At 70.5% G+C, this 21,147-nt stretch carries 20 protein-coding genes; 9 read left to right on the plus strand and 11 right to left on the minus strand.

The genetic code is table 11. The features are described from left to right. Complete coding sequence (locus tag ACWEBX_RS03465; RefSeq protein ID WP_451883264.1) at positions 1–864, plus strand: amino acid ABC transporter permease; 864 nt, start codon at positions 1–3, stop codon at positions 862–864. After that, on the plus strand, positions 861–1,628 hold the full coding sequence (locus tag ACWEBX_RS03470; protein ID WP_451883227.1) for an amino acid ABC transporter ATP-binding protein: 768 nt from the start codon (positions 861–863) through the stop codon (positions 1,626–1,628). Before ACWEBX_RS03465 ends, ACWEBX_RS03470 begins: the two co-directional genes overlap by 4 nt. Positions 1,629–1,708: 80 nt before the next feature. On the opposite strand, the gene aroQ is transcribed toward ACWEBX_RS03470, so the two are convergent. Further along, positions 1,709–2,182, minus strand: a complete 474-nt coding sequence (aroQ, locus tag ACWEBX_RS03475; protein ID WP_451883228.1) for a type II 3-dehydroquinate dehydratase — start codon at positions 2,180–2,182, stop codon at positions 1,709–1,711. 101 nt (positions 2,183–2,283) lie between these two features. On the opposite strand from aroQ, the gene ACWEBX_RS03480 reads away from it, so the two are divergent. Then, positions 2,284–3,330: a S66 family peptidase gene (locus ACWEBX_RS03480; protein ID WP_451883229.1), complete on the plus strand. Its 1,047-nt coding sequence runs from the start codon at positions 2,284–2,286 to the stop codon at positions 3,328–3,330. Between the two features lie 60 nt (positions 3,331–3,390). Further along, a complete protein-coding gene (locus tag ACWEBX_RS03485) occupies positions 3,391–4,692 on the plus strand; it encodes an MFS transporter (RefSeq protein ID WP_451883230.1) in 1,302 nt (433 codons plus the stop codon). Between the two features lie 7 nt (positions 4,693–4,699). Here the strand turns inward: ACWEBX_RS03485 and ACWEBX_RS03490 are convergent, their stop codons facing one another. The 6 genes from ACWEBX_RS03490 to ACWEBX_RS03515 all read right to left on the minus strand — a co-directional run bounded on the left by ACWEBX_RS03490 (position 4,700) and on the right by ACWEBX_RS03515 (position 13,182). Further along, positions 4,700–5,800, minus strand: coding sequence for a calcium:proton antiporter (locus ACWEBX_RS03490; protein ID WP_451883231.1), 1,101 nt, complete (start codon positions 5,798–5,800; stop codon positions 4,700–4,702). A gap of 204 nt (positions 5,801–6,004) precedes the next feature. Then, positions 6,005–6,994: a TerC/Alx family metal homeostasis membrane protein gene (locus ACWEBX_RS03495; protein WP_451883232.1), complete on the minus strand. Its 990-nt coding sequence runs from the start codon at positions 6,992–6,994 to the stop codon at positions 6,005–6,007. Between the two features lie 331 nt (positions 6,995–7,325). Beyond that, positions 7,326–9,353: a TerD family protein gene (locus tag ACWEBX_RS03500; RefSeq protein WP_451883233.1), complete on the minus strand. Its 2,028-nt coding sequence runs from the start codon at positions 9,351–9,353 to the stop codon at positions 7,326–7,328. A gap of 44 nt (positions 9,354–9,397) precedes the next feature. Further along, positions 9,398–9,976, minus strand: coding sequence for a TerD family protein (locus ACWEBX_RS03505; RefSeq protein ID WP_328668477.1), 579 nt, complete (start codon positions 9,974–9,976; stop codon positions 9,398–9,400). Positions 9,977–10,137: 161 nt separating this feature from the next. Next, positions 10,138–12,270: an excinuclease ABC subunit UvrB gene (gene uvrB / locus ACWEBX_RS03510; protein WP_451883234.1), complete on the minus strand. Its 2,133-nt coding sequence runs from the start codon at positions 12,268–12,270 to the stop codon at positions 10,138–10,140. A 39-nt stretch (positions 12,271–12,309) separates the two neighbouring features. Next, the gene (locus tag ACWEBX_RS03515) at positions 12,310–13,182 is read right to left on the minus strand and encodes an MHYT domain-containing protein (protein ID WP_451883235.1); all 873 of its coding nucleotides are present in this window, start codon (positions 13,180–13,182) and stop codon (positions 12,310–12,312) included. 278 nt (positions 13,183–13,460) lie between these two features. Here ACWEBX_RS03515 and ACWEBX_RS03520 point away from each other — a divergent pair, with 278 nt between their 5' ends. Together ACWEBX_RS03520 and ACWEBX_RS03525 are read left to right on the plus strand one after the other, a co-directional pair. Further along, positions 13,461–14,327 carry a glycerophosphodiester phosphodiesterase gene (locus ACWEBX_RS03520; protein WP_451883236.1) on the plus strand — a complete coding sequence of 289 codons (867 nt, stop codon included), beginning with the start codon at positions 13,461–13,463 and terminating at the stop codon, positions 14,325–14,327. Positions 14,328–14,399: 72 nt separating this feature from the next. Further along, the gene (locus ACWEBX_RS03525) at positions 14,400–14,954 is read left to right on the plus strand and encodes a methylated-DNA--[protein]-cysteine S-methyltransferase (protein WP_451883237.1); all 555 of its coding nucleotides are present in this window, start codon (positions 14,400–14,402) and stop codon (positions 14,952–14,954) included. 56 nt (positions 14,955–15,010) lie between these two features. Here ACWEBX_RS03525 and ACWEBX_RS03530 read toward each other — a convergent pair whose 3' ends face one another. Beyond that, the gene (locus ACWEBX_RS03530) at positions 15,011–15,373 is read right to left on the minus strand and encodes a cupin domain-containing protein (RefSeq protein WP_451883238.1); all 363 of its coding nucleotides are present in this window, start codon (positions 15,371–15,373) and stop codon (positions 15,011–15,013) included. A gap of 338 nt (positions 15,374–15,711) precedes the next feature. On the opposite strand from ACWEBX_RS03530, the gene ACWEBX_RS03535 reads away from it, so the two are divergent. Both ACWEBX_RS03535 and ACWEBX_RS03540 read left to right on the plus strand, forming a co-directional pair. Next, on the plus strand, positions 15,712–16,617 hold the full coding sequence (locus ACWEBX_RS03535; RefSeq protein ID WP_451883239.1) for a pseudouridine-5'-phosphate glycosidase: 906 nt from the start codon (positions 15,712–15,714) through the stop codon (positions 16,615–16,617). 17 nt (positions 16,618–16,634) lie between these two features. Continuing rightward, positions 16,635–17,612: a carbohydrate kinase family protein gene (locus tag ACWEBX_RS03540; protein WP_451883265.1), complete on the plus strand. Its 978-nt coding sequence runs from the start codon at positions 16,635–16,637 to the stop codon at positions 17,610–17,612. Between the two features lie 66 nt (positions 17,613–17,678). Here ACWEBX_RS03540 and ACWEBX_RS03545 read toward each other — a convergent pair whose 3' ends face one another. Next, positions 17,679–18,473 (minus strand): methyltransferase domain-containing protein, encoded by a 795-nt coding sequence (locus tag ACWEBX_RS03545; RefSeq protein ID WP_451883240.1) that lies wholly within the window; start codon positions 18,471–18,473, stop codon positions 17,679–17,681. 224 nt (positions 18,474–18,697) lie between these two features. On the opposite strand from ACWEBX_RS03545, the gene ACWEBX_RS03550 reads away from it, so the two are divergent. Beyond that, positions 18,698–19,825 carry a magnesium and cobalt transport protein CorA gene (locus ACWEBX_RS03550; protein ID WP_451883241.1) on the plus strand — a complete coding sequence of 376 codons (1,128 nt, stop codon included), beginning with the start codon at positions 18,698–18,700 and terminating at the stop codon, positions 19,823–19,825. 32 nt (positions 19,826–19,857) lie between these two features. Here the strand turns inward: ACWEBX_RS03550 and ACWEBX_RS03555 are convergent, their stop codons facing one another. Together ACWEBX_RS03555 and ACWEBX_RS03560 are read right to left on the minus strand one after the other, a co-directional pair. Next, on the minus strand, positions 19,858–20,298 hold the full coding sequence (locus tag ACWEBX_RS03555; RefSeq protein ID WP_451883242.1) for a CBS domain-containing protein: 441 nt from the start codon (positions 20,296–20,298) through the stop codon (positions 19,858–19,860). A gap of 120 nt (positions 20,299–20,418) precedes the next feature. After that, positions 20,419–21,060 (minus strand): uridine kinase, encoded by a 642-nt coding sequence (locus tag ACWEBX_RS03560; protein ID WP_451883266.1) that lies wholly within the window; start codon positions 21,058–21,060, stop codon positions 20,419–20,421. Positions 21,061–21,147 lie beyond the last annotated feature (87 nt).

Genomic DNA, 21,147 nt, shown 5'->3' on the forward strand with positions numbered 1-21,147 from the left:
ATGCCCGGGCGGAACGAGGCGTACGTCCCGTCGCGGCGGAGGATCGAACGCGAGCGCCACAGGCGCGGCCGGGCCCGCCGGTCGGCGGCCGTGGCCGCGTTCTCCACGCTCGTCACGGCCGTCGTGCTGTACCTCGTCGTGGTCAACGCCCCGGGCTGGCCGCGCACGAAGGAGACGTTCTTCGACGCGTCGTTCGCGCGTGAGGCCCTCCCCAAGGTCCTCGACGGACTCTTGCTCAACCTCCGACTGTTCGCGGTGTGCGGTGTCCTGGTGCTCCTGCTGGGCACGCTGACAGCCGTGGCGCGCACGCTGCGGGGGCCGGTGTACTGGCCGGTTCGGGCCCTCGCCACGGCGTACACCGACTTCTTCCGCGGCCTGCCGCTGATCATCTGTCTCTCGATCGTCGTGTTCGGCGTACCCGCGCTCCGGTTGCAGGGCGTCACCACGGACCCCGTTCTCCTCGGCGGCGCGGGCCTGGTGCTGACGTATTCGGCGTACGTCGCGGAGGTCGTCCGCGCCGGCATCGAGTCCGTGCATCCCTCGCAACGGGCCGCGGCACGCTCACTGGGCCTCACCGCATGGCAGACCCTTCGCCATGTGGTGCTGCCCCAGGCCGTCCGCCGTCAGGTCCCGCCGCTCCTGAACGACATGGTGTCCCTCCAGAAGGACACCAGCCTCGTCTCGATCGGCGGGGCGGTGGAGGCGATGCGTTCCGCGGACATCATCGTCGGCCGCAGCCTCAACTACACGGCCTACATCGTCGCGGCGCTGCTCTTCGTGGCCCTGACCATTCCCATGACGCGTTTCACCGACTGGGTCACCGCCCGCATGGACCGGCGCCGCGGCCAGGGAGGCATCGTATGAGCACGGCACCGGCACCTGGCGGCCCCCTGCTGCGGATGGAGTCCGTCCGCAAGACCTTCGGCGACTCGGTCGTCCTGCGGGACGTCGATCTGGAGGTCGCCCCGCACACGGTCACCACGCTGATCGGCGCGTCCGGCTCGGGAAAGTCCACACTGCTGCGCTGCGCGAACCTCCTGGAGGAGGTGGACGACGGAGCGATCTGGCTGGACGGCGAGGAGATCACCGACCCGCGGACCGACCAGGACCGGGTGCGCCGGCGGATCGGCGCCGTCTTCCAGGCGTACAACCTGTTCCCGCACATGACCGTGCTGGAGAACATCACCCTCGCCCCGCGCCGCGTCCACGGGGTGGGCCGTGCGGACGCCGAGGCGCACGCGCGTGAGCTGCTCGAACGGCTCGGGCTCGGCGCCAAGGCGGCCGAGTACCCCGACCGGTTGAGCGGTGGCCAGCAGCAACGGGCCGCGATCGTCCGCGCCTTGGCCGTACGTCCCAGGCTGCTTCTCCTCGACGAGATCACCGCCGCCCTCGACCCCGAGCTCGTGGGCGAGGTCCTGGACGTCGTCCGCGATGTGAAGGAGGACGGCATGACCATGGTCCTGGCCACCCACGAGATGGGCTTCGCACGCGAGGTCTCGGACCAGGTCTGCTTCCTGGAGGACGGCGTGATCCTGGAGCGCGGCACACCCGAACAGGTCTTCGGCGACCCGCGGAAGGAACGTACGCGGCGCTTCCTCGAGCGGATCGTGGACGCGGGACGCCAGTGACCGGGGGCGTCCGCCGATCAGGGCGGACGCCGCCTCCGAGGTGGGGTAAACGGCCGGGTCTCCGACCGGAAACCCCCTGCTCAGGTGTCCGCCCGCCCCGTTCCCGCGAGCGCCGCCACCCGCTCCACCGCGAACGCGTATCCCTGCACGCCACAGCCCGCGATGACCCCGTCGGCCCGCAGAGAGACATACGAGTGGTGCCGGAACTCCTCGCGCTGGTGGATGTTGGAGATGTGGACCTCCACCACGGGAAGTCCGTCACAGGTGTTGAGCGCATCCAGGATGGCGACAGAAGTGTGCGAGTACGCGGCCGGATTGATCACGATCCCCGCGTGGTTCAGCCGGGCCTCGTGGATCCAGTCCACCAGCTCGCCCTCGTGGTTGGACTGCCGGAAGTCCACCGTGCCGCCGTGCGCGGCCGCCGCCTTGACGCACAGCGCCTCGACGTCCGCCAGCGTGTCGGAACCGTAGATCTCCGGCTGCCGCTGCCCGAGGAGGTTCAGGTTGGGGCCGTTGAGAACCATGATCGGGGCGTTGGCGAGGGTGCGGGGCACGTTTCCTCCGGTCCGTCGGGGCTGCCGGCCCGTCAAGGACCGCTGCTGGGAACCGGTTTATCACGGTGCGCGGCGAGCGGGACGGCTCGTACGCTCTCGCCATGACGACGCCCGCGTACCCTCCCAAGCCCGTACCCGGTGACCGGATAGCCGTGATCTCGCCGTCCAGCGGACTGCCCGGCCTCCTGCCCCTCCCGTACGAACTGGGCCTGGAGCGGCTGCGCAAGGAGTTCGGCCTGGAACCGGTCGAGTACCCGGCGACCCGGAGGATGGGGTCGACTCCGCGGGAACGGGCCGACGACATCCACGCGGCGTTCGCCGATCCCGCGGTCAAGGCGATCCTCGCGTCCATCGGCGGCGACGACCAGATCACCGTACTGCCGCTGCTGGACCGTGAGTTGATCCGCGCGAATCCGAAGCCGTTCTTCGGATACAGCGACAACACGAACCTCCTCGTCCACCTGTGGAACACCGGAATCGTCGGCTATCACGGCGCGACGGTGATGTGCGAGCTCGGCCGGCCGGGTGCCATGGACCCGCTGACCGCGGAGTCGCTGCGGGCCGCGCTGTTCACGTCCGGGCCGTACGAGCTGCGTCCCGCCGACCGCTTCCGCCAGGTCGACGCGCCCTGGGAGCTGCCGGAGAGCTTCCTCACCGAGCCGAGGACCGAGCCGGGCACGGGCTGGACCTGGATCCGCCCGGACAAGGTGGTCGAGGGCCGCTCCTGGGGAGGGAACATCGAGATCCTGTCGTGGCTGCTGATGGCCGACCGCGAGGTCGCCCGTGATCCTTCCGTGTACGACGGTCACGTGCTGTTCCTGGAGACCTCGGAGGACATGCCCGGGGCCGACGACGTCTTCCGGATCCTGCGCTCCATGGGCGAGCGCGGCCTGCTGCGGCGGTTCCCGGCGCTCCTCATGGGCCGTCCGAAGGCGTGGTCGTTCAAGCGGCCCCTCGAACCGGAGGCCAGGGCCCGCTACGCCGAGGAGCAGCGCGAAGCAGTTCTCCGCGCCGTCGGCGTCTACGCCCCGGACATGATGGTCGTCTTCGATGTGGATCTCGGTCACACCGATCCGCAGCTCGTCATCCCCTTCGGAGGGGTGGTCCGGGTCGACGGCCCGGCCCGGCGCATCACGGTCACCTACTGACGCATACCGCGCTCCCGCACGCCCCCGTAACCGGCGATCACTGTGGGTAGTTGATCCGGCATGCACGACGTACGCACCGTAAGGGCGCCCTCCATGCTGCGGCTCGCCGTCGCCTCCCTCGTCGGCACGGCCATCGAGTTCTACGACTTCTTCGTCTACGGCACCGCGGCGGCACTGGTTCTCGGACCGCTGTTCTTCCCGACGTTCTCGCCGCTGGCGGGGACGCTGGCGGCCTTCGGGACGTTCGGCGTCGGATTCGTGGCCCGTCCACTCGGCTCGATGCTGTTCGGGCACATCGGGGACCGGCGCGGGCGACGGCCGGTGCTGCTGGCCTCGCTGCTGCTGACGGGCGCCGCGACCGTCGCCGTCGGCTGTGTTCCGACGTACGACCGCATCGGTGCGGCGGCTCCCGTGCTGTTGCTGGTGCTGCGTTTTCTGCAGGGGCTCGGGCTCGGCGGCGAGTGGGGCGGGGCGGTGCTGCTGACGGCCGAGCACGCGCCCGCCGGGCGGCGCGGCCTGTGGTCGAGCTTCCCGCAGATGGGTCCGTCCCTGGGGTTCGTGCTGGCCAACGGCGTGATGCTGGCGCTGTCGTCGACGCTGTCCGACGCGCAGTTCGCGCAATGGGGCTGGCGGGTGCCGTTCTGGGCGGCGGGGGTTCTCGCGGTGGCGGGGCTGTGGCTGCGCCGCTGCGTCGAGGAGACCCCGGGATTCCTCGCGATGGACGACCGCGCGCGCGTGCCGCTCGCCGAGGTGGCGCGCGACCACTGGCGGCTCGTGCTGCTGACGGCCGGCGGACTCGCCGTCGGCTACGCCGTCTTCTACACGGTGACGACGTGGGCGCTCGCCTACGGCGTCGACCGGCTCGGCGTGAGCCGCACGGTCATGCTGACCTGCATCATGGCCGCGGTGGTGGTGAAAGGCTCGCTGACACCCCTGGTGGCCCTGCTGGGGGATCGTTACGGACGGCGGCCGCTGTGCATGGCGGGCTGCGCGGGCGCCGCGCTCTGGATGTTCCCGATGATCGGGCTGCTGTCGACCGGCGAACCCCTGCTCATGTTCCTCGGCTTCCTGGTGGCGCTGATCGCCTTCGTCACCATGTTCGCGGTGATCGCCGCGTATCTGCCGGAGCTGTACGAGCCGCGGGTGCGCTGCACGGGCGCGGCCGTCGGCTACAACCTGGGCGGGGTCCTCGGGGGCGCGCTCACTCCGCTCGTGGCGACGGCTGTGGCGAGCGGGGAACGCGTGCCCTGGGGCGTGGCCGTCTATCTGACGGGGATCGCGCTGCTGAGCCTCGGGTGCTTCGCGCTGCTGCCGGAGACCCGGCCGGTGCCGAGGCTGACGGCCGTTCCCGTCGCGGAGTGACTGCCGGTCAGGGGTTGACGGCCAGTTCCAGATAGGCGGCGAAGACGACCAGGTGAACGCCGCCCTGAAGCGGGGTGGCCCGCCCGGGAACGACCGTCAGGGAGCTCACGACCACGGTCAGCGCGAGCAGCACCATCTCGGTCGGACCGAGGCCGAGAACGAGTGGTCCGGAGAGCCAGACCGAGGCGAGGGCGACGGCGGGGATGGTCAGTCCGATGCTGGCCATCGCGGAGCCGAGGGCGAGGTTCAGACTGGTCTGCACCCGGTCCCGGCGGGCGGAGCGCAGCGCAGCGATGGTCTCGGGGAGCAGTACGAGCAGCGCGATGATCACACCGACCACGGAGTGCGGCATGCCGGCCGCCTCGACCCCGGACTCGATGGTGGGCGAAACACCCTTGGCGAGGCCGACGACACCGACCAGGGCCAGCCCGAGGAGCCCCAGGCTGACCTTGGCCTCGCGGGCGGACGGCGCGTCGGCGTGCTCGTCCACGTCGATGACCTTGCCCTGCCGGGTGATCGGCAGGAAGTAGTCCCGGTGCCGGACAGTCTGGGTCGCCACGAACAGGCCGTACAGCACCAGGGAGGCGACCGCGGCGAAGCTGAGCTGCGCGGCGGAGAACTCCGGGCCGGGCTTGCTGGTGGTGAACGTCGGGAAGACGAGGCTGAGCGTGGCGAGCGTCGCGACCGTCGCCAGGGCGGCTCCGGTTCCCTCGGCGTTGAACACGGCGAGCCCGTGGCGCAGTGACGCGACGAGCAGACACACGCCGACGATCCCGTTGCAGGTGATCATCACGGCCGCGAACACCGTGTCGCGGGCCAGCGTCGAACTCTTGGCACCGCCGTCCGCCATCAGGGTGACGATGAGGGCGACTTCGATGATCGTGACGGCGACGGCGAGGACGAGGGATCCGAAGGGTTCCCCCACCCGATGGGCTACCACCTCGGCGTGATGGACCGCGGAGAGCACGGAACCCGCGAGGACCAGGGTGACCAGCGCGACGACCGCGCCCGGCAGGTCACGCCCCCAGGTGAAGCCCAGCAGCACCACCGCGATCACGGGCACCACGACGGTCCACCGCGTCACGAGTGACCTGAGCCGAACGATCATGCCGCGATCGTCGCAGCGGAAGGCGTGCCCCGCACTCCGGCGGCGTGCCCCGCGCTCTTGGCACGGGACACGCTCCCGGCATGCGCCAGGCCAAGGGGCGCGTTCCGGAATCGCGGCGGTCGGGCCCCAAGGGGCGCCGGGAGCGGTGACGGCCGGTGTTCCGCGCGCCGCTCCCGGGGGTGGCCGTCACCGCGTCCGGCACGGTCAGGCGTCAACGCTCTCCTTCGAAGCGCTCTCGGCCCGCTCACGCGCCGCCTGCTTCCGGGTGGCGAACAGGCTGGTGATCGTGGTGACCACGAGGACCGCGCAGATCACGCCGAGCGAGACCGGGATGGATATCTCGGGAACATGGACGCCGGACTCGTGCAGCGCGTGCAGGACGAGCTTGACGCCGATGAATCCGAGGATGACCGACAGGCCGTAGCTGAGGTGGACCAGCTTCCTGAGCAGGCCGCCGATGAGGAAGTAGAGCTGTCGCAGACCCATCAGCGCGAAGGCGTTGGCCGTGAAGACGATGTACGGGTCCTGGGTCAGGCCGAAGATCGCGGGGATCGAGTCGAGGGCGAAGAGCACGTCGGTGGTGCCGATCGCGAGCATCACGACCAGCATCGGCGTCATGACGCGCTTGCCGTTCCGGCGGATCCACAGCTTGGTGCCGTGATAGCGGTCGGCGACGCCGAACCGCCGCTCTGCGGCCTTGAGCAGCCTGTTCTCCTCGAACTCCTCCTCGTCCTCGTCGGCCCTGGCCTCCTGGATCAGCTTCCAGGCGGTGTAGATGAGAAAGGCGCCGAAGATGTAGAAGACCCAGGCGAAGTTCGCGATGATCGCGGCGCCGGCGGCGATGAACACCGCGCGCAGGACGAGGGCTATCAGGACGCCCACGAGGAGCACGCGCTGCTGGTATTTCGAGGGCACCGCGAACTTCGCCATGATCAGGACGAAGACGAAGAGGTTGTCGACGCTCAGCGACTTCTCGGTGATGAAGCCGGCGAAGAACTCGCCGGCCGGCTGTCCGCCGGCGAAGAGGAGCAGTCCGAGTCCGAACAGCCCGGCGAGGGCGATCCAGACGACGGTCCAGATTCCGGCTTCCTTGATCGATACGTCGTGCGGCTTGCGGCCGATGAAGAAGTCGACCGCGATCAGTGCGGCCAGCCCCACGATGGTCAGGACCCACAGGGTCAGGGAAACATCCACTGCGCCTCCGGCAGTACGTAACGGCAGATTTCAGTCGTTCGCCACCGGAGGTCTCTTCCACCCGAGGTCGCTGGGGCGCTGGATGCGCCCCCGGAGTCCGCGGGCCGACGCCCCGGGATCTGACTCGATCCGTATTGACGGGTACGTCGCAGCAGATAGGGAGTACTCCCCTCCGAATGGAAAAAGAGTACCCGAATCACCAAGGAAAGGTAAAGGGGAAAGTAAAAGAAGGTACAAGTTCCCTGGTCAGATGGCTTTACGGTTACTTGGTGAAGCCGTTCGACACCTGCGGTCCGAAGCGTCGCGAGAGGTCGGGAGCGCCTGGATCAGGTCAGCGGTTCCACGACCGGCGGGCCGCCGCGACCGCCGCGAGGACCTGATGGAGCACCTGGCTGTTCGCGGGGACGAGCGAGGGCTCGTACGTCCACGCGTGCCCGACCCACGGATCGGCGAGATGATCGTCGGGCACCGGCGTGATCCTCAGCAGCGACCGCCACAGCGGATCGAGCAGCGGTCCGTACGCCGCCGCGTCCTCCCGGTCGGCCACCATCATCAGATGGACGCCGACCGCCGGTCCCTCGTCCGCCAGGTAGCGGAGCTGGGTGACGGCGCGGTCGTCGAAGCCGTGCGGGAAGTCGTTGACGATCAAGAGCTGCTCGGCGGTGTCGAGACCCGGGGGCAGCGAGTCGGCCGCTCCCCCGCGCAACGCCATCTGCACCAGGTCGACGCGCTGGGTGAGACGGTGCAGTACGTCCGCCACGCCCGTGGCACCCGCGGCCGGAGGGGCCGCGAGCACCCCGGACTGCGTGAGGGGCGCGAGGGACGAGGCTCCGGTGCCGGCCGGGTCGACGACGTGGACGGTGAACTCGCCCGGGGGATACACCGCGAGCAGCCGGGCCGCGTGTGCTACGGCGGTGTCCACGGCAAGGCGGCGCACCTGGTCGGAGTCGGCGAGCGTGCCCTCCAGGGAGCTGCGACCGCTGTCGATCCACAGGCCGCGCTCCAGCGGCAGACGTACCAGCATGGGAATGCTCAGGTTCTCCGTCTCGGGCAGACGGAGGTCGCCGAGCCGGAGCGCCATGGGTATCTCCATGGGGGCGCGGTAGCCGTGCCAGACCGGGTTGTCCCAGCGCGCGTAGGCCATCGGCAGCGCGGGCTCCACGACCTCGGCCTCGGCGGTGAGCTGGGCGAGGTCACGGTCGAGAGCGGCCCGTGCCTGGTCGACGAGCTGCGCGTGCTTGGCGCGGGCGGTTTCGCGGGCCGCGTCTCCCTGCCCCCCGATCCGGCTGCGCGGGTCGGAGAGGACCTGGTCGAGCTCCTTCTCCATGCGGGAGTCGGCGAAGTCGACGGCGCTGCGGTAGGCGGCGACGGTCCTGGCCAGGTCCTCGAACATCCCCCATACCTGGTTGTACAGCCGCTCCTCCATCGACCAGCCGGTCGCGTCTCCCGCGACCGGCTGCGCGGGCTGTCCGGGCTGGGCCGGTGGTGCGGTGGGCGGGGGCGGCGGCGGGGCGGAGGTCTGCCGCCGGGGGTGGCTGTAGTCGACCGGTCCGGCGGCGCCGGGTGACGGCGACTGGGTGACCGGGGAGGGGTCGGCCTGTGCGGGGCCTCCCGGGTGACCGGCCCCCGGAGCCGTGGCTCCCTGCGGACCGGACGTGTACGGGCTCTGCTGCGGCGGCACGGCTCCCGACGCGCCCTGGGGCCCGGGTCCGGCGTAGGGCTGGTCCGGTCCCGGCGCCGAGGCGGCGGCCTGTCGGGACCGGTCCGCCTCCGGGGTGCGGGGCGGAGGCGCCGCGACCGACCGCGCCAGGCCCTGGGCCACCGCTTCGTTGATGCTGCCCGCGAGCTGCCGGGCCTCCGGAAGCCCCTGGTCGGTGAGGAGTTCGGCGAGACCGCCCGCGTAGCCCTGGCCGACCGCGCGCACCTTCCAGGCGCCCTGCCGGCGGTAGAGCTCCAGGGCCACGACGGCGGACTCGGCGTCCAGTCCGGTGACGGTGTAGCTGGCGACCTCGTGACCGTCGAGGCCGGTGACCGCGACGAAGGGGGCGGCGACGGCGCCGAATCGGACGGGTCCGCCGACGCCGGTGGGCAGCGCGAGCAGCACGCTGACCCGGTGCACGGCCTGGGGCAGGGCGTCCAGGTCGAAGGCCAGCCGGTGGTCGGCCGCCGCCTGCTTGGACACCTCGAGCCCGGGAAGCGTGGGCGCGCCCGGGTGGGCCACCCACTCGACGCCCCGGACTCTGCCCTGTTCGTCGCTGAGCGTGGCTCCGGCCACGATCGGCTTCCCGGCCGAGACACGGACCTCGAGACGGACCTGAGGGAGCGGGTGGTTCTGCCCCCTGACCAGCTCGGCCGTCATCGTCTTGTCCCCCTATGTCGCTGTGTGCAGTGTGCGCCGGCCGCTCAGAGGTGCGGCAGGATGGCGGGCATCAGGTCCTGGAACGTGCGGCCGTTGGCCGGCGTGCCGAGGGCCGTCATCTGCCAGCCGGTTCCGGAACGGTGCACCTTCGCCATGATCTGGGCCGTGTACTGGCCGCCGCCCGCCAGCGTGTAGCGGGCGAGTTCCTGGCCGTTGGTCTCGTCGACCAGACGGCAGAACGCGTTCTGCACTTCCTGGAAGGTCTGGCCCGTGAAGGAGTTCACGGTGAAGATGATCTGGTCGATGTGGACCGGGATGCGCTGCAGGTCGACGAGGATGGCCTCGTCGTCGCCGCCCTGGCCCACGCCGCCGACGAGGTTGTCACCGGTGTGCCGCACCGAGCCGTCGTCGCTGACGAGGTGGCGGAAGAACACCACGTCGACGGGCTGCTTGTCCGCGAAGAGCACGGCGGACGCGTCGAGGTCGATCTCCCGGGTGCGCGAGCCGAACAGGCCGCGCCGGGGGGCCGCCTGCCAGCCGAGTCCCATACGGACCGCGGTCAGCGTGCCCCCGTCGTTCTTCTGCAGACTGATGGCCTGACCCTTGGTCATGTTGACCGTCACGCGCTGTTCCCCTCTCGAACTGTCCCCTGTTGCCGCGGAGTCCGCGGATGAACAGAACCCTACGCAGCGGCACTGACAGCGCCGAACCCTGGGGCGGAATTTGTGTCGGTCTTGCAACACACCGCTCGTCGTGCCGGGGGTCGGCGCCCTCAACGGGACCGTCAGGCGATTCCCGCCTCCTTCATCTGCCGCAGCTCCTTCTTCATCTCGGACACCTCGTCGCGCAGCCGTGCCGCGATCTCGAACTGGAGGTCGGCCGCGGCGGCGCGCATCCGTTCCGTCAGGTCCTCGATCTGCTGCGCGAGTTCGGCCGCGGGACGGTCGGTCGGCACGGCGTCCTTGGCCTTGGCGGACTTCGCGGCGCGGGTCGCCTTGGCGCCCAGCGCGGGCACGGGGGCCTTGGCTCCCTTGCCGTCCTTCGTCCTGCGGTAGCCGGAGCCGAGCAGCTCCTCGGTGTCGACGTCCTCGCGGGCGATCTGCGCGACGATGTCGTTGATCTTCTTGCGGAGGGGCTGCGGGTCGATGCCCCGCTCCTTGTTGTACGCGATCTGCTTCTCCCGGCGGCGGTTGGTCTCCTCGATGGCCTTCTCCATCGCCGGGGTCATCTTGTCCGCGTACATGTGGACCTGGCCGGAGACGTTGCGCGCCGCGCGGCCGATGGTCTGGATCAGGGAGGTCCCCGAGCGCAGGAAGCCCTCCTTGTCTGCGTCGAGGATCGCCACCAGGGAGACCTCGGGAAGGTCGAGGCCCTCGCGCAGGAGGTTGATGCCGACCAGGACGTCGAACTCGCCGGCGCGCAGTTCGCGCAGCAGCTCGACGCGGCGCAGGGTGTCGACGTCGCTGTGCAGATAGCGCACCTGGATGCCCAGCTCCAGGAAGTAGTCCGTGAGATCCTCGGCCATCTTCTTGGTGAGAGTGGTGACCAGGACGCGCTCGTCCTTCTCGGTGCGCAGCCTGATCTCGTGCACCAGGTCGTCGATCTGACCCTCGGTGGACTTGACGACCACCTGGGGGTCGATCAGGCCGGTGGGGCGGATGATCTGCTCGACGTAGCCGTCCGAGCGGGAGAGCTCGTACTTCCCCGGCGTCGCGGAGAGGTAGACGGTCTGGCCGATGCGCTGCTGGAACTCCTCCCATTTCAGGGGGCGGTTGTCCAGGGCGGAGGGCAGCCGGAAGCCGTGGTCGACGAGGGTGCGCTTGCGGGAGGCGTCGCCCTCGTACATCGCGCCGATCTGCGGAACGGTGACGTGCGACTCGTCGATGACGAGCAGGAAGTCGTCCGGGAAGTAGTCGATCAGCGTGTTCGGCGCGGAGCCGGGTTCACGGCCGTCGAAGTGCATCGAGTAGTTCTCGACCCCGGAGCAGGAGCCGATCTGGCGGAGCATCTCGATGTCGTACGTCGTCCGCATGCGCAGGCGCTGGGCCTCCAGGAGCTTGCTCTGCTTCTCCAGCTCGGCGAGACGCTCCCCCAGTTCCTTCTCGATGTCGTTGACGGCGCGTTCCATGCGCTCCGGACCCGCCACGTAGTGGGAGGCGGGGAAGACGTAGACCTGGTTGTCGTCGCTGATGACCTCGCCGGTGAGCGGGTGCAGCGTGGACAGGGCCTCGATCTCGTCGCCGAACATCTCGATGCGGACCGCGAGCTCCTCGTAGACCGGGAAGATCTCGATGGTGTCGCCGCGGACCCGGAAGGTGCCGCGGGCGAAGGCGACGTCGTTGCGGGTGTACTGGATGTCGACGAAGCGGCGCAGCAGGTCGTCGCGGTCGATCTCGTCGCCGACCTTGAGGTTGACCATGCGGTCCACGTACTCCTGCGGAGTGCCGAGGCCGTAGATGCAGGACACCGACGCGACCACGACGACGTCGCGGCGGGTCAGCAGCGAGTTGGTCGCGGAGTGGCGCAGGCGCTCCACCTCCTCGTTGATCGAGGAGTCCTTCTCGATGTAGGTGTCCGACTGCGGGACGTAGGCCTCGGGCTGGTAGTAGTCGTAGTACGACACGAAGTATTCGACCGCGTTGTTCGGCAGCAGCTCGCGGAACTCGTTGGCGAGCTGGGCGGCCAGCGTCTTGTTCGGTGCCATGACGAGCGTGGGGCGCTGGAGCTTCTCGATCATCCACGCGGTGGTGGCGGACTTGCCGGTGCCGGTCGCGCCCAGCAGGACGACGTCCTTCTCGCCTGCGCGGATGCGCTTCTCCAGGTCGGCGATGGCCGTGGGCTGGTCACCGCTCGGCTGGAAGTGGCTGACGACCTCGAAGGGCGCCACCGAACGTTCGATCTTGGATACGGGCCGCATGGATCCACCGTACGACCCCGCACTGACAACCGGGCCGGTTCACCTGCTCTGCGAGGTCCGGGAGCGGCGGTACGCGCGTTCCCGCGCGGGGTGGACGGCCCGACGGCGGCCGTTGTGCACGGGGACGGTATGGGCCGGGACGCCCGGCCGCCTGATCTCCGCGGGGCGCCGTTCGGGCTTGCCCACGACCATCTGCGGATCGAACAGGACGACGGCGCCCGCCAGACAGAGGAGGGCCAGGGGGCCGATCATCATGGGGGCGAGCAGGGCGGCCGCCGAGTCCCCGGCGGGGGTGCCGTCGGCCGGGCCGTGCAGGTGGACGCTGAGCGCCGCCATGCCGGTGTAGTGCATGCCGCTGACGGCCAGCCCCATGACGAGGCTCGCGCCCACGCTCCAGAGGAATCCCCGTACCTGCCCGGCGGCCCAGAGGGCGGCGATGGCGGCCACGACGGCGATGACGACCGAGGCGGAGACGGTGAGGGTGTTGTAGGTGAGCCTGCCGTTGAGCCGCATCCCCGCCATGCCCAGGTAGTGCATCGAAGCGATGCCCAGGCCGGTGACGGTCCCTCCGGTGAACAGCGCCGTCCCGGTGGCGCCCTGGTAACCGACGATGAAGATCCCGGCGCCGACCATCACGACGGCGACGCCCAGACTCGCGAACGTCGTGGGCCGGTCGTAGTGGACGGGGCTCTCCTCGACCGTGAAGCCCATCATCGCGATGAAGTGCATCGTCCAGATGCCGGAGGCGATCGCGATCGAGCCGAGCGCCAGCCAGCCGGCCCGCCAGGAACCGCCGACGAGCATGGATCTGGCGGTGCAGCGAAGACCCAGCGCCCCGCCCAGGCAGGCCATGAAATACGCCACCAGCGGTGTGACGAGTCCGTAGGTGAAGCCGTCGACCGTGCCTCGCATGCGCGGCTGCCTTTCCCGCCCTGTAACGCCTGGAACCGTCCGAAACACCCCCGCGGCCCGGACCGCCGGAGCGGACCTGGTCGAGGCTGAGAGTACGACCCCACCGGAATGGTCGAACGATAATCCTGCAAACAATCACGACCTCTCCCCAGTTGTGCGGTGGCGGCGAGCGGACTTGGACAACTCCATTCAATCCGCGGCCATCTCCCTGCCCCCCTCCGTCGACTCTCTGCTGTCAATCTTGTGCTGTCCGTGATCGCCCGACGCGAGGAGAACGCATGCACGCGCGCGTTGCCGCCGCCACGACCGCCGCGCTTCTTGGGGGAGCCGTTTTGATACTGCCCGGCCCGCACGCCAAGGCCGGCGGCCGGATCACGGCACCGCTGGTCGTCGCCCACCGCGGCGCCTCCGCCTACGCTCCGGAGAACACGCTGGCCGCCGTCGACCGGGCGGCCGAGCTGGGCTTCGACTGGGTCGAGAACGACGTCCAGCGCACCCGCGACGGCCGGTTGGTCGTCCTCCACGACGCCTCGCTGGCCCGCACAACCGACGCCGAGACGGTCTATCCCGGCCGAAGCCCTTGGGACGTCAAGGACTTCACCGCGGCGGAGATCACCCGTCTGGATGCCGGGAGCTGGTTCGGCCCGCGGTTCGCGGGCGCGAAGGTTCCGACGTTGCGGGAGTACATGGACCGCGTCTCGCGCAATCACCAGAAACTCGTCCTGGAGATCAAGAATCCCGAGCTGTATCCGGGCATCGAGCGGCAGACGCTCCGGCTCCTGAACAACCAGGGCTGGCTGGATCCGGTGCATCTGCGGGACAGGCTGATCGTCCAGAGCTTCAGCGCGGACAGCGTGCGGACCGTGCACCGGCTGCGGCCCGGCGTCACGACGGCCTTCCTCGGGACACCCCCGGTCGCGCGGCTGCCCTGGTACGCGCGGTTCGCCGACCAGATCAACTCCGACCACCGGTCGCTGTCCCCCGACTACGTCGCGGCGGTCCACGCGCTCCACGGCCCGCACGGCCCGATGAAGGTCTTCGCCTGGACCGTGGACGACGCGGCCACCGCGCGGAACCTGGCGGACTTCGGCACGGACGGCGTCATCACGAACACACCCGACGTGATCCGCGCGGCTCTGCCCTAGCGCCTGTCCGAGGCTCGGACGGCTCCGGGTGGGCCCCGGGCGTTGTCAGTGGCGGGCCGTACGGTGGACCGCATGAACAGCCACGGGCGGAATGAGCAGCAGATCGTGTGGTCCGTCGTCGGCACGGACATCGGTCCGCTGCTTCTCGCCGCGACGCCCCACGGCCTGGTCAACGTCGTCTTTCACGCCTCGGACACCGTGCGGGACAAGGCGCTCGACCGCCTCGCGTCCCGGCTGGGCGGCGAGCCGGTCGAGGCGCCCGGTTCCCCGCTGCTGGCCGAGGCAATACGCCAGGTGGAGGCGTACTTCGCGGGCGAGCGACAGGCTTTCGACCTGCCCCTCGACTGGTCGCTGATCTCGGGGTTCAACCGCCAGGTGCTGCGCGAGCTGAACTCGGGCGTCCCGTTCGGATCCGTCGTGGCCTACGGCGACCTGGCCGGGCGGGTCGGCGCGCCCGGGGCGGCCCAGGCCGTGGGGGTGGCCATGGGCTCGAACCCGCTGCCGGTCGTGGTTCCCTGTCACCGGGTGGTCGAGAGCGACGGCGGCATCGGCGGTTTCGGGGGCGGTCTGGAGACCAAGCGCAAGCTGCTGGCCCTCGAAGGCGTCCTTCCGGAGCCGCTGTTCTGAGTCCGCGACGGGAGCCTGCGGCTGTGCGTGCGGTGGCGTGACCGGTCCAGTGATCCTCAGAGACTGATGTGGTACGCCTTGCGCAGCGTCTCGTGGACGATCCACGTGGTGCGGTCGCCCTCGCGCAGGAATGCCGCGTCGCCCGGGCCCACCTCGATGACGTCGCCGTTCTCCACCTCGATGGTGGCGCGCCCGCTGACGACGACGAAGAGTTCGTTGGCCTCGGTGTCGGTCACCACGCCGGGCGTGATCTGCCAGATGCCCCGCACCTGCTTGCCGTCGGCGGACTCCCACAGCACCTTGCCCGTCACGACAGGGTCGCCCGAGACGATCTGGGCCGGGTCCAGCGGCTCGGGATCGAGCTCGGCGTCGGGAATGTGGACGGCGAACGACGGCGTGGCCTGCGGGTACATGGTCATGAGCGGACACCCTAAGGGCTCGTCGTCCACCCGGGGCACCGAGGGTCCCCACGCCGGCCGGGCCGACGCCACGTCGAGAAAGTCCCGCCGCGGAGGGTGCCCGGGACGCGCTGCCGGCAGCAGACTCCGCCGTGCGAAACAGCCGTCGGCATCCGCCGGGAGCTCCTCGGCATCCGACGGGAGCCCCCACCCGCACGGAGTGCCCCTACTCGTGCCGAGTTGTCCCTCCTGCCCCCGGAGCTGGTGGCGCACGCCGCAGGTGGCGAGGGTTTGGCCGGGCACGCCGCTCGCCAGAGATCCAGGGAGGGGAACGTCGACCGACAACAGGAGGCAGGCGCGTGATCGTGACGTCCGAAGAGGTGCGGGAGGCGCTCGACGCGCACCGGCCGGTGGTGGCCCTGGAATCCACGATCATCGCCCACGGGTTGCCGCACCCGCGCAATCTGCAGGTCGCCCTCGAACTGGAGGAGGTCGTCCGCGAGGAGGGCGCCGTCCCCGCGACGATCGCCGTGCTCGACGGCCGGCCGCACGTCGGCCTGGACAAGGGACAGCTCGAACGGGTCGCGAACGAGGACGGCATCCGCAAGCTGGGTCACCGTGATCTGCCGCTCGCGGTGGCCTCGGGGGCCAGCGGGGCGACGACGGTGTCCGCGACCGCGCTGCTGGCGGCCCGCGCGGGGGTGCGGGTGTTCGCGACGGGAGGGCTCGGCGGTGTGCACCGGGAGTGGACGGCGACCCAGGACGAGTCCGCCGACCTGGGCCTGCTGGCACGCACCCGGATCACGGTGGTGTGCGCCGGCGTCAAGTCGATCCTGGACGTGCCCGCGACGCTGCAGCGTCTGGAGACGCTGGGCGTGGCGGTGGCCGGATACGGCACGGACCGCTTCCCCGGCTTCTACCTGTCCGACTCGGGACACCCCGTGGACTGGACCCTCGACTCCCCCGAGCAGGTCGCCGAGGTGATGCGGGCCCAGGACGCACTGCACGCCCCCGACTCGTCGCTCGTCGTCGCGAACCCCGTCCCCGAGGAGGAGCAGCTCGATCCCGCCTTGCACGCGCGCGTGCTCGCCGAGGCGCTGCACGCGTGCGAGTCGGAGGGTGTGACCGGACAGGCGGTGACACCGTTCCTGCTCGCCTATCTGGTGAGGCACACGGACGGTGCCTCGCTCGCCGCCAATCTGGCGGCGGTACGCGGCAACGTGCGCCTCGCGGGACGGATCGCGGCGGCCTGGGCGGGGGCGTGAGCGACCCGGACCGGCGTATCGAGGCCGGCGGGGCCGAGGCCGCCGACCGGAGCGAGCTCGCCGAGGGCGCCCTGCTCGTCGTCGGGGACGTGGTCACGGATGTCGTCGCCCGGCATCGCGGCCCGCTGGCAGCCGGCACCGACACGGCCGCCACCGTCCGGACCGTACCCGGCGGCGCGGGCGCCAACGTCGCCTGCTGGGCCGTGCACGCGGGCTGCGTCGACGTACGGCTGCTCGGCCGGGTGGGCCTCGACGCCGCGGAGTGGCACGAACGCGAACTCACGGCGAGCGGCGTACAGCCCCTGCTGGTGACCGATCCGGAGGCACCGACCGGGACGGTGATCTGCCTGGTGGACAGCGGCGCGTCGGCGGAGCGTACGTTCCTCACGGACAGCGGGGCATCCCTGCGGCTGGCACCGGACGACTGGTCACCCGCGCTGCTCGACGGGGTCGCGCGTCTGCATCTGTCGGGCTACCTGTTCTTCTCCGGATCGAGCCGGGCGCTGGTATCGGTGGTGCTGGAGTCGGCACGCGCGCGCGGTGTGCCCGTGAGCCTGGATCCGGCGTCGGCGGGATTCCTCACCGAGCTGGGCGTGGACCGCTTTCTCGACCTGTGCGCGGGCGTCGACGTCCTGCTGCCCAGCCGTGACGAGGCGTGTCTGCTGACCGGGCTGCCCGATCCGGCCGACGCCGCCGCCAAACTGAGCCGCCATTTCCCCCTGGTCGTCGCCAAGCTGGGGAGTGACGGCGCCCTGGTCGCCCGTTCCGGATCCGTCCGGGCCCGTGTCCCGGCGCTGAGGGCGACGCCGCAGGACACGACGGGCGCCGGTGACGCGTTCACCGGCGCGTTCCTCGCCGCACTGCTCGGGGGCGCCGGTCCCGAGGAGGCGGCGTGGGCAGGGTGCGCGGCCGGGGCCAGGGCCGTGGAACGGATCGGTGGAAGACCGCCCGAGGCGAGTACCCGCCGGGGTGAGGGAGAGTCTCGGGCCCACTGAACTCCTCGGCCACGTGACGACGTACGCGGAGAGGGGCGATCAGGCTCCCTGTCCCTCACGCCCCGGTCAGTTCCTGCGCCCCCAGGCCGAGATCATCGGCGCGGTCGCCAGGTCCATAGACCCGGCGGCGACGTTCGCGAGGTGCTGGTCGATCTCCCCCTGGGTGGCCAGGCCCGCGGTGACGAGCTGATCGCGGATCTGCCGGACCGTGGCGTCCTCCAGCTCCGCGCACGCGGGCGAGGCGACGGGAAAGTACGCGTCGGCCTCAACGCCCCGCAGGCCCGCGTCCCGGAGCAGCCGCGGGAGCTTGCGCCCGTAGGCCAGGTCGGCACCGCGCTCGGCGAGCAGTTTGCGGAAGCCCTGGCGCAGCCGGTTCGCGAGCAACTGCTCGGGACCGTACTCCTCAGGGCAGAGCAGCGGCTGGAGGGCGGGATCGGCGTCTTCGACGAGGAGCCTGCCGCCGGGCCGCATGGATTTGATCATGGACTGCAACGCACGCTCCCGGTCCGGCACATGGACCAGTACGAGCCGGGCGTGCACGAGGTCGAAACCCTCCCCCGGCGGTTCCTCGGCACCCACGTCGTGGACGCGGACCTCGACGGGCGAGCGTGCCACGGAGGCCGCCCACGAGGTGTCGATGTCGGTCGCGACGACCTTCCCCGTCGGCCCCACCTTCTTGGCGAGCCAGGACACGACGGACGTGCCGCCCGCCCCGACCTCCCAGCAGCGCCAGCCGGACCCGACGCCGAAGCGCTCCATGTGCCGGAACGTCGTGGGATCGAAGAGAGTGGCCAGGGCCTCGAAACGCCGGCCCGCCTCCGTCTGCTGGTTGTCGAGGAGATACCCGTCGGCTCGCGTCATGGGGAGATCATCCCAGTTGACCCGCCCATCGCGGATGGACGACGCTCCCGTCGTCGGCACGGAGGTCGTGCGAGGGGCCAGTCCCGCCCCGTCCGGCCGAGCCGCCCACACGGCGGAACGGAATGCTCCGTTCCCACAGGCTTTTCCGGTGTCCGACCAGGCCTGGCAGACTGGCGCGCCAGGCGCAAAGTGCGGCCCGGGGAGATCCACGCGAGGAGATCCAGATGTCCATGGCAGGGAATTTGCGGAAGGTGACGGCTCTCGGCGCGGTCGACGGCCTCCGCAGAGTGGCGCGGCTGACACGGCGGAGCCGTCGTGTCGACCTGAGTCACCCCGCCCGGTCGCCGCTGGGTTCCTCGGTGGTGAACTGCGTGGCGTACCGGGACGGCGTGCGGCTCCCCGAGAGCAGCGATCTGGTCGACACCGTGCGGCGGATCCGCAAGCGCGACGACGGATTCGTCTGGCTCGGGCTCCACGAACCGACCGACGTGGAGTTCGCGGGCATCGCGGAACTCTTCGACCTGCATCCGCTGGCCGTCGAGGACGCGGTCGAGGCGCACCAGCGTCCGAAGCTGGAGTGGTACGGCGACACACTGTTCGCGGTGTTCAAAACGGTCTGCTACGTGGAGCACAAGGAGCTGACGGCCACCAGTGAGGTGGTGAACACGGGCGAGATCATGGTGTTCGTCGGTCCGGACTTCGTCATCACCGTGCGGCACGGACGGCACGGATCCCTGGGCCCGCTGCGCGAGGAGCTGGAGTCCGACACGCAGCAGTTGTCCAACGGGCCGGCCGCGGTCCTGCACGCGATCGCGGACCATGTGGTCGACGAATTCGTGAGCGTCACGGACTCGGTCCAGGCGGACATCGACCAGGTCGAGGCCGACGTGTTCGCCGAGAACGGCGCCCGGGCCGACGCGGGCCGCATCTACCAGCTCAAGCGGGAACTCCTCGAGCTGAAGCGGGCCGTGATCCCGCTCGCCCGGCCCGTCCAGGAGCTGGCGACCCGGCCTACGCGCGTGCTCGCGCCGGAGATACAGGCGTACTTCCGTGACGTCTCCGACCATCTCCTACGGGTCACCGAGCAGATAGCCGCCTTCGACGAACTGCTCAACTCGATCCTGCAGGCACATCTCGCACAGGTGACGGTGGCGCAGAACGAGGACATGCGGAAGATCACGGCATGGGCGGCGGTCATCGCCGTCCCCACCATGGTCTGCGGCGTCTACGGGATGAACTTCGACAACATGCCCGAACTGCACTGGAGGTTCGGCTACCCCATCGTCATCGGCGCCATATCCATCGGCTGTCTCGTCCTGTACCGAGGGTTCCGGCGCAACGGCTGGCTCTGACCCGACCCTCGCCCGGCACGCCCGGCGGCAGGTCAGCCCGTCGCGCTGCCGGTGCCGCCTCTCGCGTAGACACTCTCGACCCAGGCGGCGAGTTGTTCGTCGCTGAGGTGCTGGGCGAGGTCGGCCTCGCTGATCATGCCGACCAGTCGTTTGTCCTCGATCACCGGTAGCCTGCGGATCTGGTGCCCCTTCATCTCCTGGAGCACTTCGCCGACATCGGCGTCGGCGTCGATCCAGCGCGGTGTGCCCTGGGCCATCTCGCCCGCGGTGATGTGCGCGGGGTCATGGCCCATGGCTACGCAGCCGACGACGATGTCGCGGTCCGTGAGAATGCCGCAGAGGCGTTCGTCCTGGTCGCTGATGGGCAGCGCGCCCACGTTGAGCTCGCGCATGAGCTGGGCGGCACGGTCCAGGGTCTCGTGGGCGGGGATCCACTGGGCACCCCGGTGCATGATGTCTCCGGCGGTGGTCATGAAGTACCTCCTGATGCCGGACGGCCGGCGCGGCGCGGAACACACCGCTAGTCCCGGCGCCCTTCATTCTTGCCGCGCCCCAGGAGCCACGCACCCGGAGATCCGTGGATCGGGGCCCGGTCAGCCGTTCCAGGCCGGGTGGCGGGGGTCGTCCGCCCGTACGAGGAGGTCGGCGGCGGTGTCCGGACCCACCTCGCTCTCGTAGCGGGAGAACGCGGGGAGCGTCCAGTGCTCCGCCTCGGGAGTACGGCGACGGAGGGCGCCGGGAGACAGGAGCAGGTGGACGCTGAGGTCGAACGGGAACCAGTGCCGCAGGAGGAGGGGGCCGTGGAGCAACAGAATTCCGCCGGGCGGGAGTTGGATGTACGGACTGCGGGTGGCCCGGTCGGTGGAGGGGTCCCGGAGGTCGGGCAGGACCCTGCCGTCGCCGCCGGGTTCGAGGGGACCGAAGACCTCGCGCCACAGAGCGCCGGTGTCGAACCAGCCTTCGTAATAGGCGTCGACGTCCTGGTGGCCGTACTCGAGCCGGAGCGAGGCGGGGCGCAGGAAACCGTGCGTGCCGACGACCAGCGCGGGACGGCCGCGTATCCGCAGCGCCTCGAAGACGCGCTGCGCGAGTTCGCCGGGGCGGGCGGCCGGTGCTCCGTCGAAGGCCACCCGGGGCCAGGGGCTGCCGTCCTGCGGCTTCAGGTCGAGCAGGCGGTCCGCGAGGTGGTCGCCGAGCCGTTCCCAGGTGATCGCTTCGAGTCGCACAGGGCCCATCATGCCGCGCGCGTGGATGGACCCGGCGGGTGCGTCGGGCTGCGGGCGGGCGCCGAAGGCATCGGGCCGCCGGCGTGTGGGTCGCGC

It is taken from the genome of Streptomyces sp. NPDC005070 (assembly GCF_053600395.1).

Coding starts and splice junctions, on each gene's coding strand:
- ACWEBX_RS03465 (WP_451883264.1), top strand. CDS start 1: ATGCCCGGGCGGAACGAGGCGTACGTCCCGTCGCGGCGGAGGATCGAA.
- ACWEBX_RS03470 (WP_451883227.1), top strand. CDS start 861: ATGAGCACGGCACCGGCACCTGGCGGCCCCCTGCTGCGGATGGAGTCC.
- ACWEBX_RS03480 (WP_451883229.1), top strand. CDS start 2,284: ATGACGACGCCCGCGTACCCTCCCAAGCCCGTACCCGGTGACCGGATA.
- ACWEBX_RS03485 (WP_451883230.1), top strand. CDS start 3,391: ATGCACGACGTACGCACCGTAAGGGCGCCCTCCATGCTGCGGCTCGCC.
- ACWEBX_RS03490 (WP_451883231.1), bottom strand. CDS start 5,800: ATGATCGTTCGGCTCAGGTCACTCGTGACGCGGTGGACCGTCGTGGTG.
- ACWEBX_RS03500 (WP_451883233.1), bottom strand. CDS start 9,353: ATGACGGCCGAGCTGGTCAGGGGGCAGAACCACCCGCTCCCTCAGGTC.
- uvrB (WP_451883234.1), bottom strand. CDS start 12,270: ATGCGGCCCGTATCCAAGATCGAACGTTCGGTGGCGCCCTTCGAGGTC.
- ACWEBX_RS03515 (WP_451883235.1), bottom strand. CDS start 13,182: ATGCGAGGCACGGTCGACGGCTTCACCTACGGACTCGTCACACCGCTG.
- ACWEBX_RS03520 (WP_451883236.1), top strand. CDS start 13,461: ATGCACGCGCGCGTTGCCGCCGCCACGACCGCCGCGCTTCTTGGGGGA.
- ACWEBX_RS03525 (WP_451883237.1), top strand. CDS start 14,400: ATGAACAGCCACGGGCGGAATGAGCAGCAGATCGTGTGGTCCGTCGTC.
- ACWEBX_RS03530 (WP_451883238.1), bottom strand. CDS start 15,373: ATGACCATGTACCCGCAGGCCACGCCGTCGTTCGCCGTCCACATTCCC.
- ACWEBX_RS03545 (WP_451883240.1), bottom strand. CDS start 18,473: ATGACGCGAGCCGACGGGTATCTCCTCGACAACCAGCAGACGGAGGCG.
- ACWEBX_RS03550 (WP_451883241.1), top strand. CDS start 18,698: ATGTCCATGGCAGGGAATTTGCGGAAGGTGACGGCTCTCGGCGCGGTC.
- ACWEBX_RS03555 (WP_451883242.1), bottom strand. CDS start 20,298: ATGACCACCGCCGGAGACATCATGCACCGGGGTGCCCAGTGGATCCCC.
- ACWEBX_RS03560 (WP_451883266.1), bottom strand. CDS start 21,060: ATGGGCCCTGTGCGACTCGAAGCGATCACCTGGGAACGGCTCGGCGAC.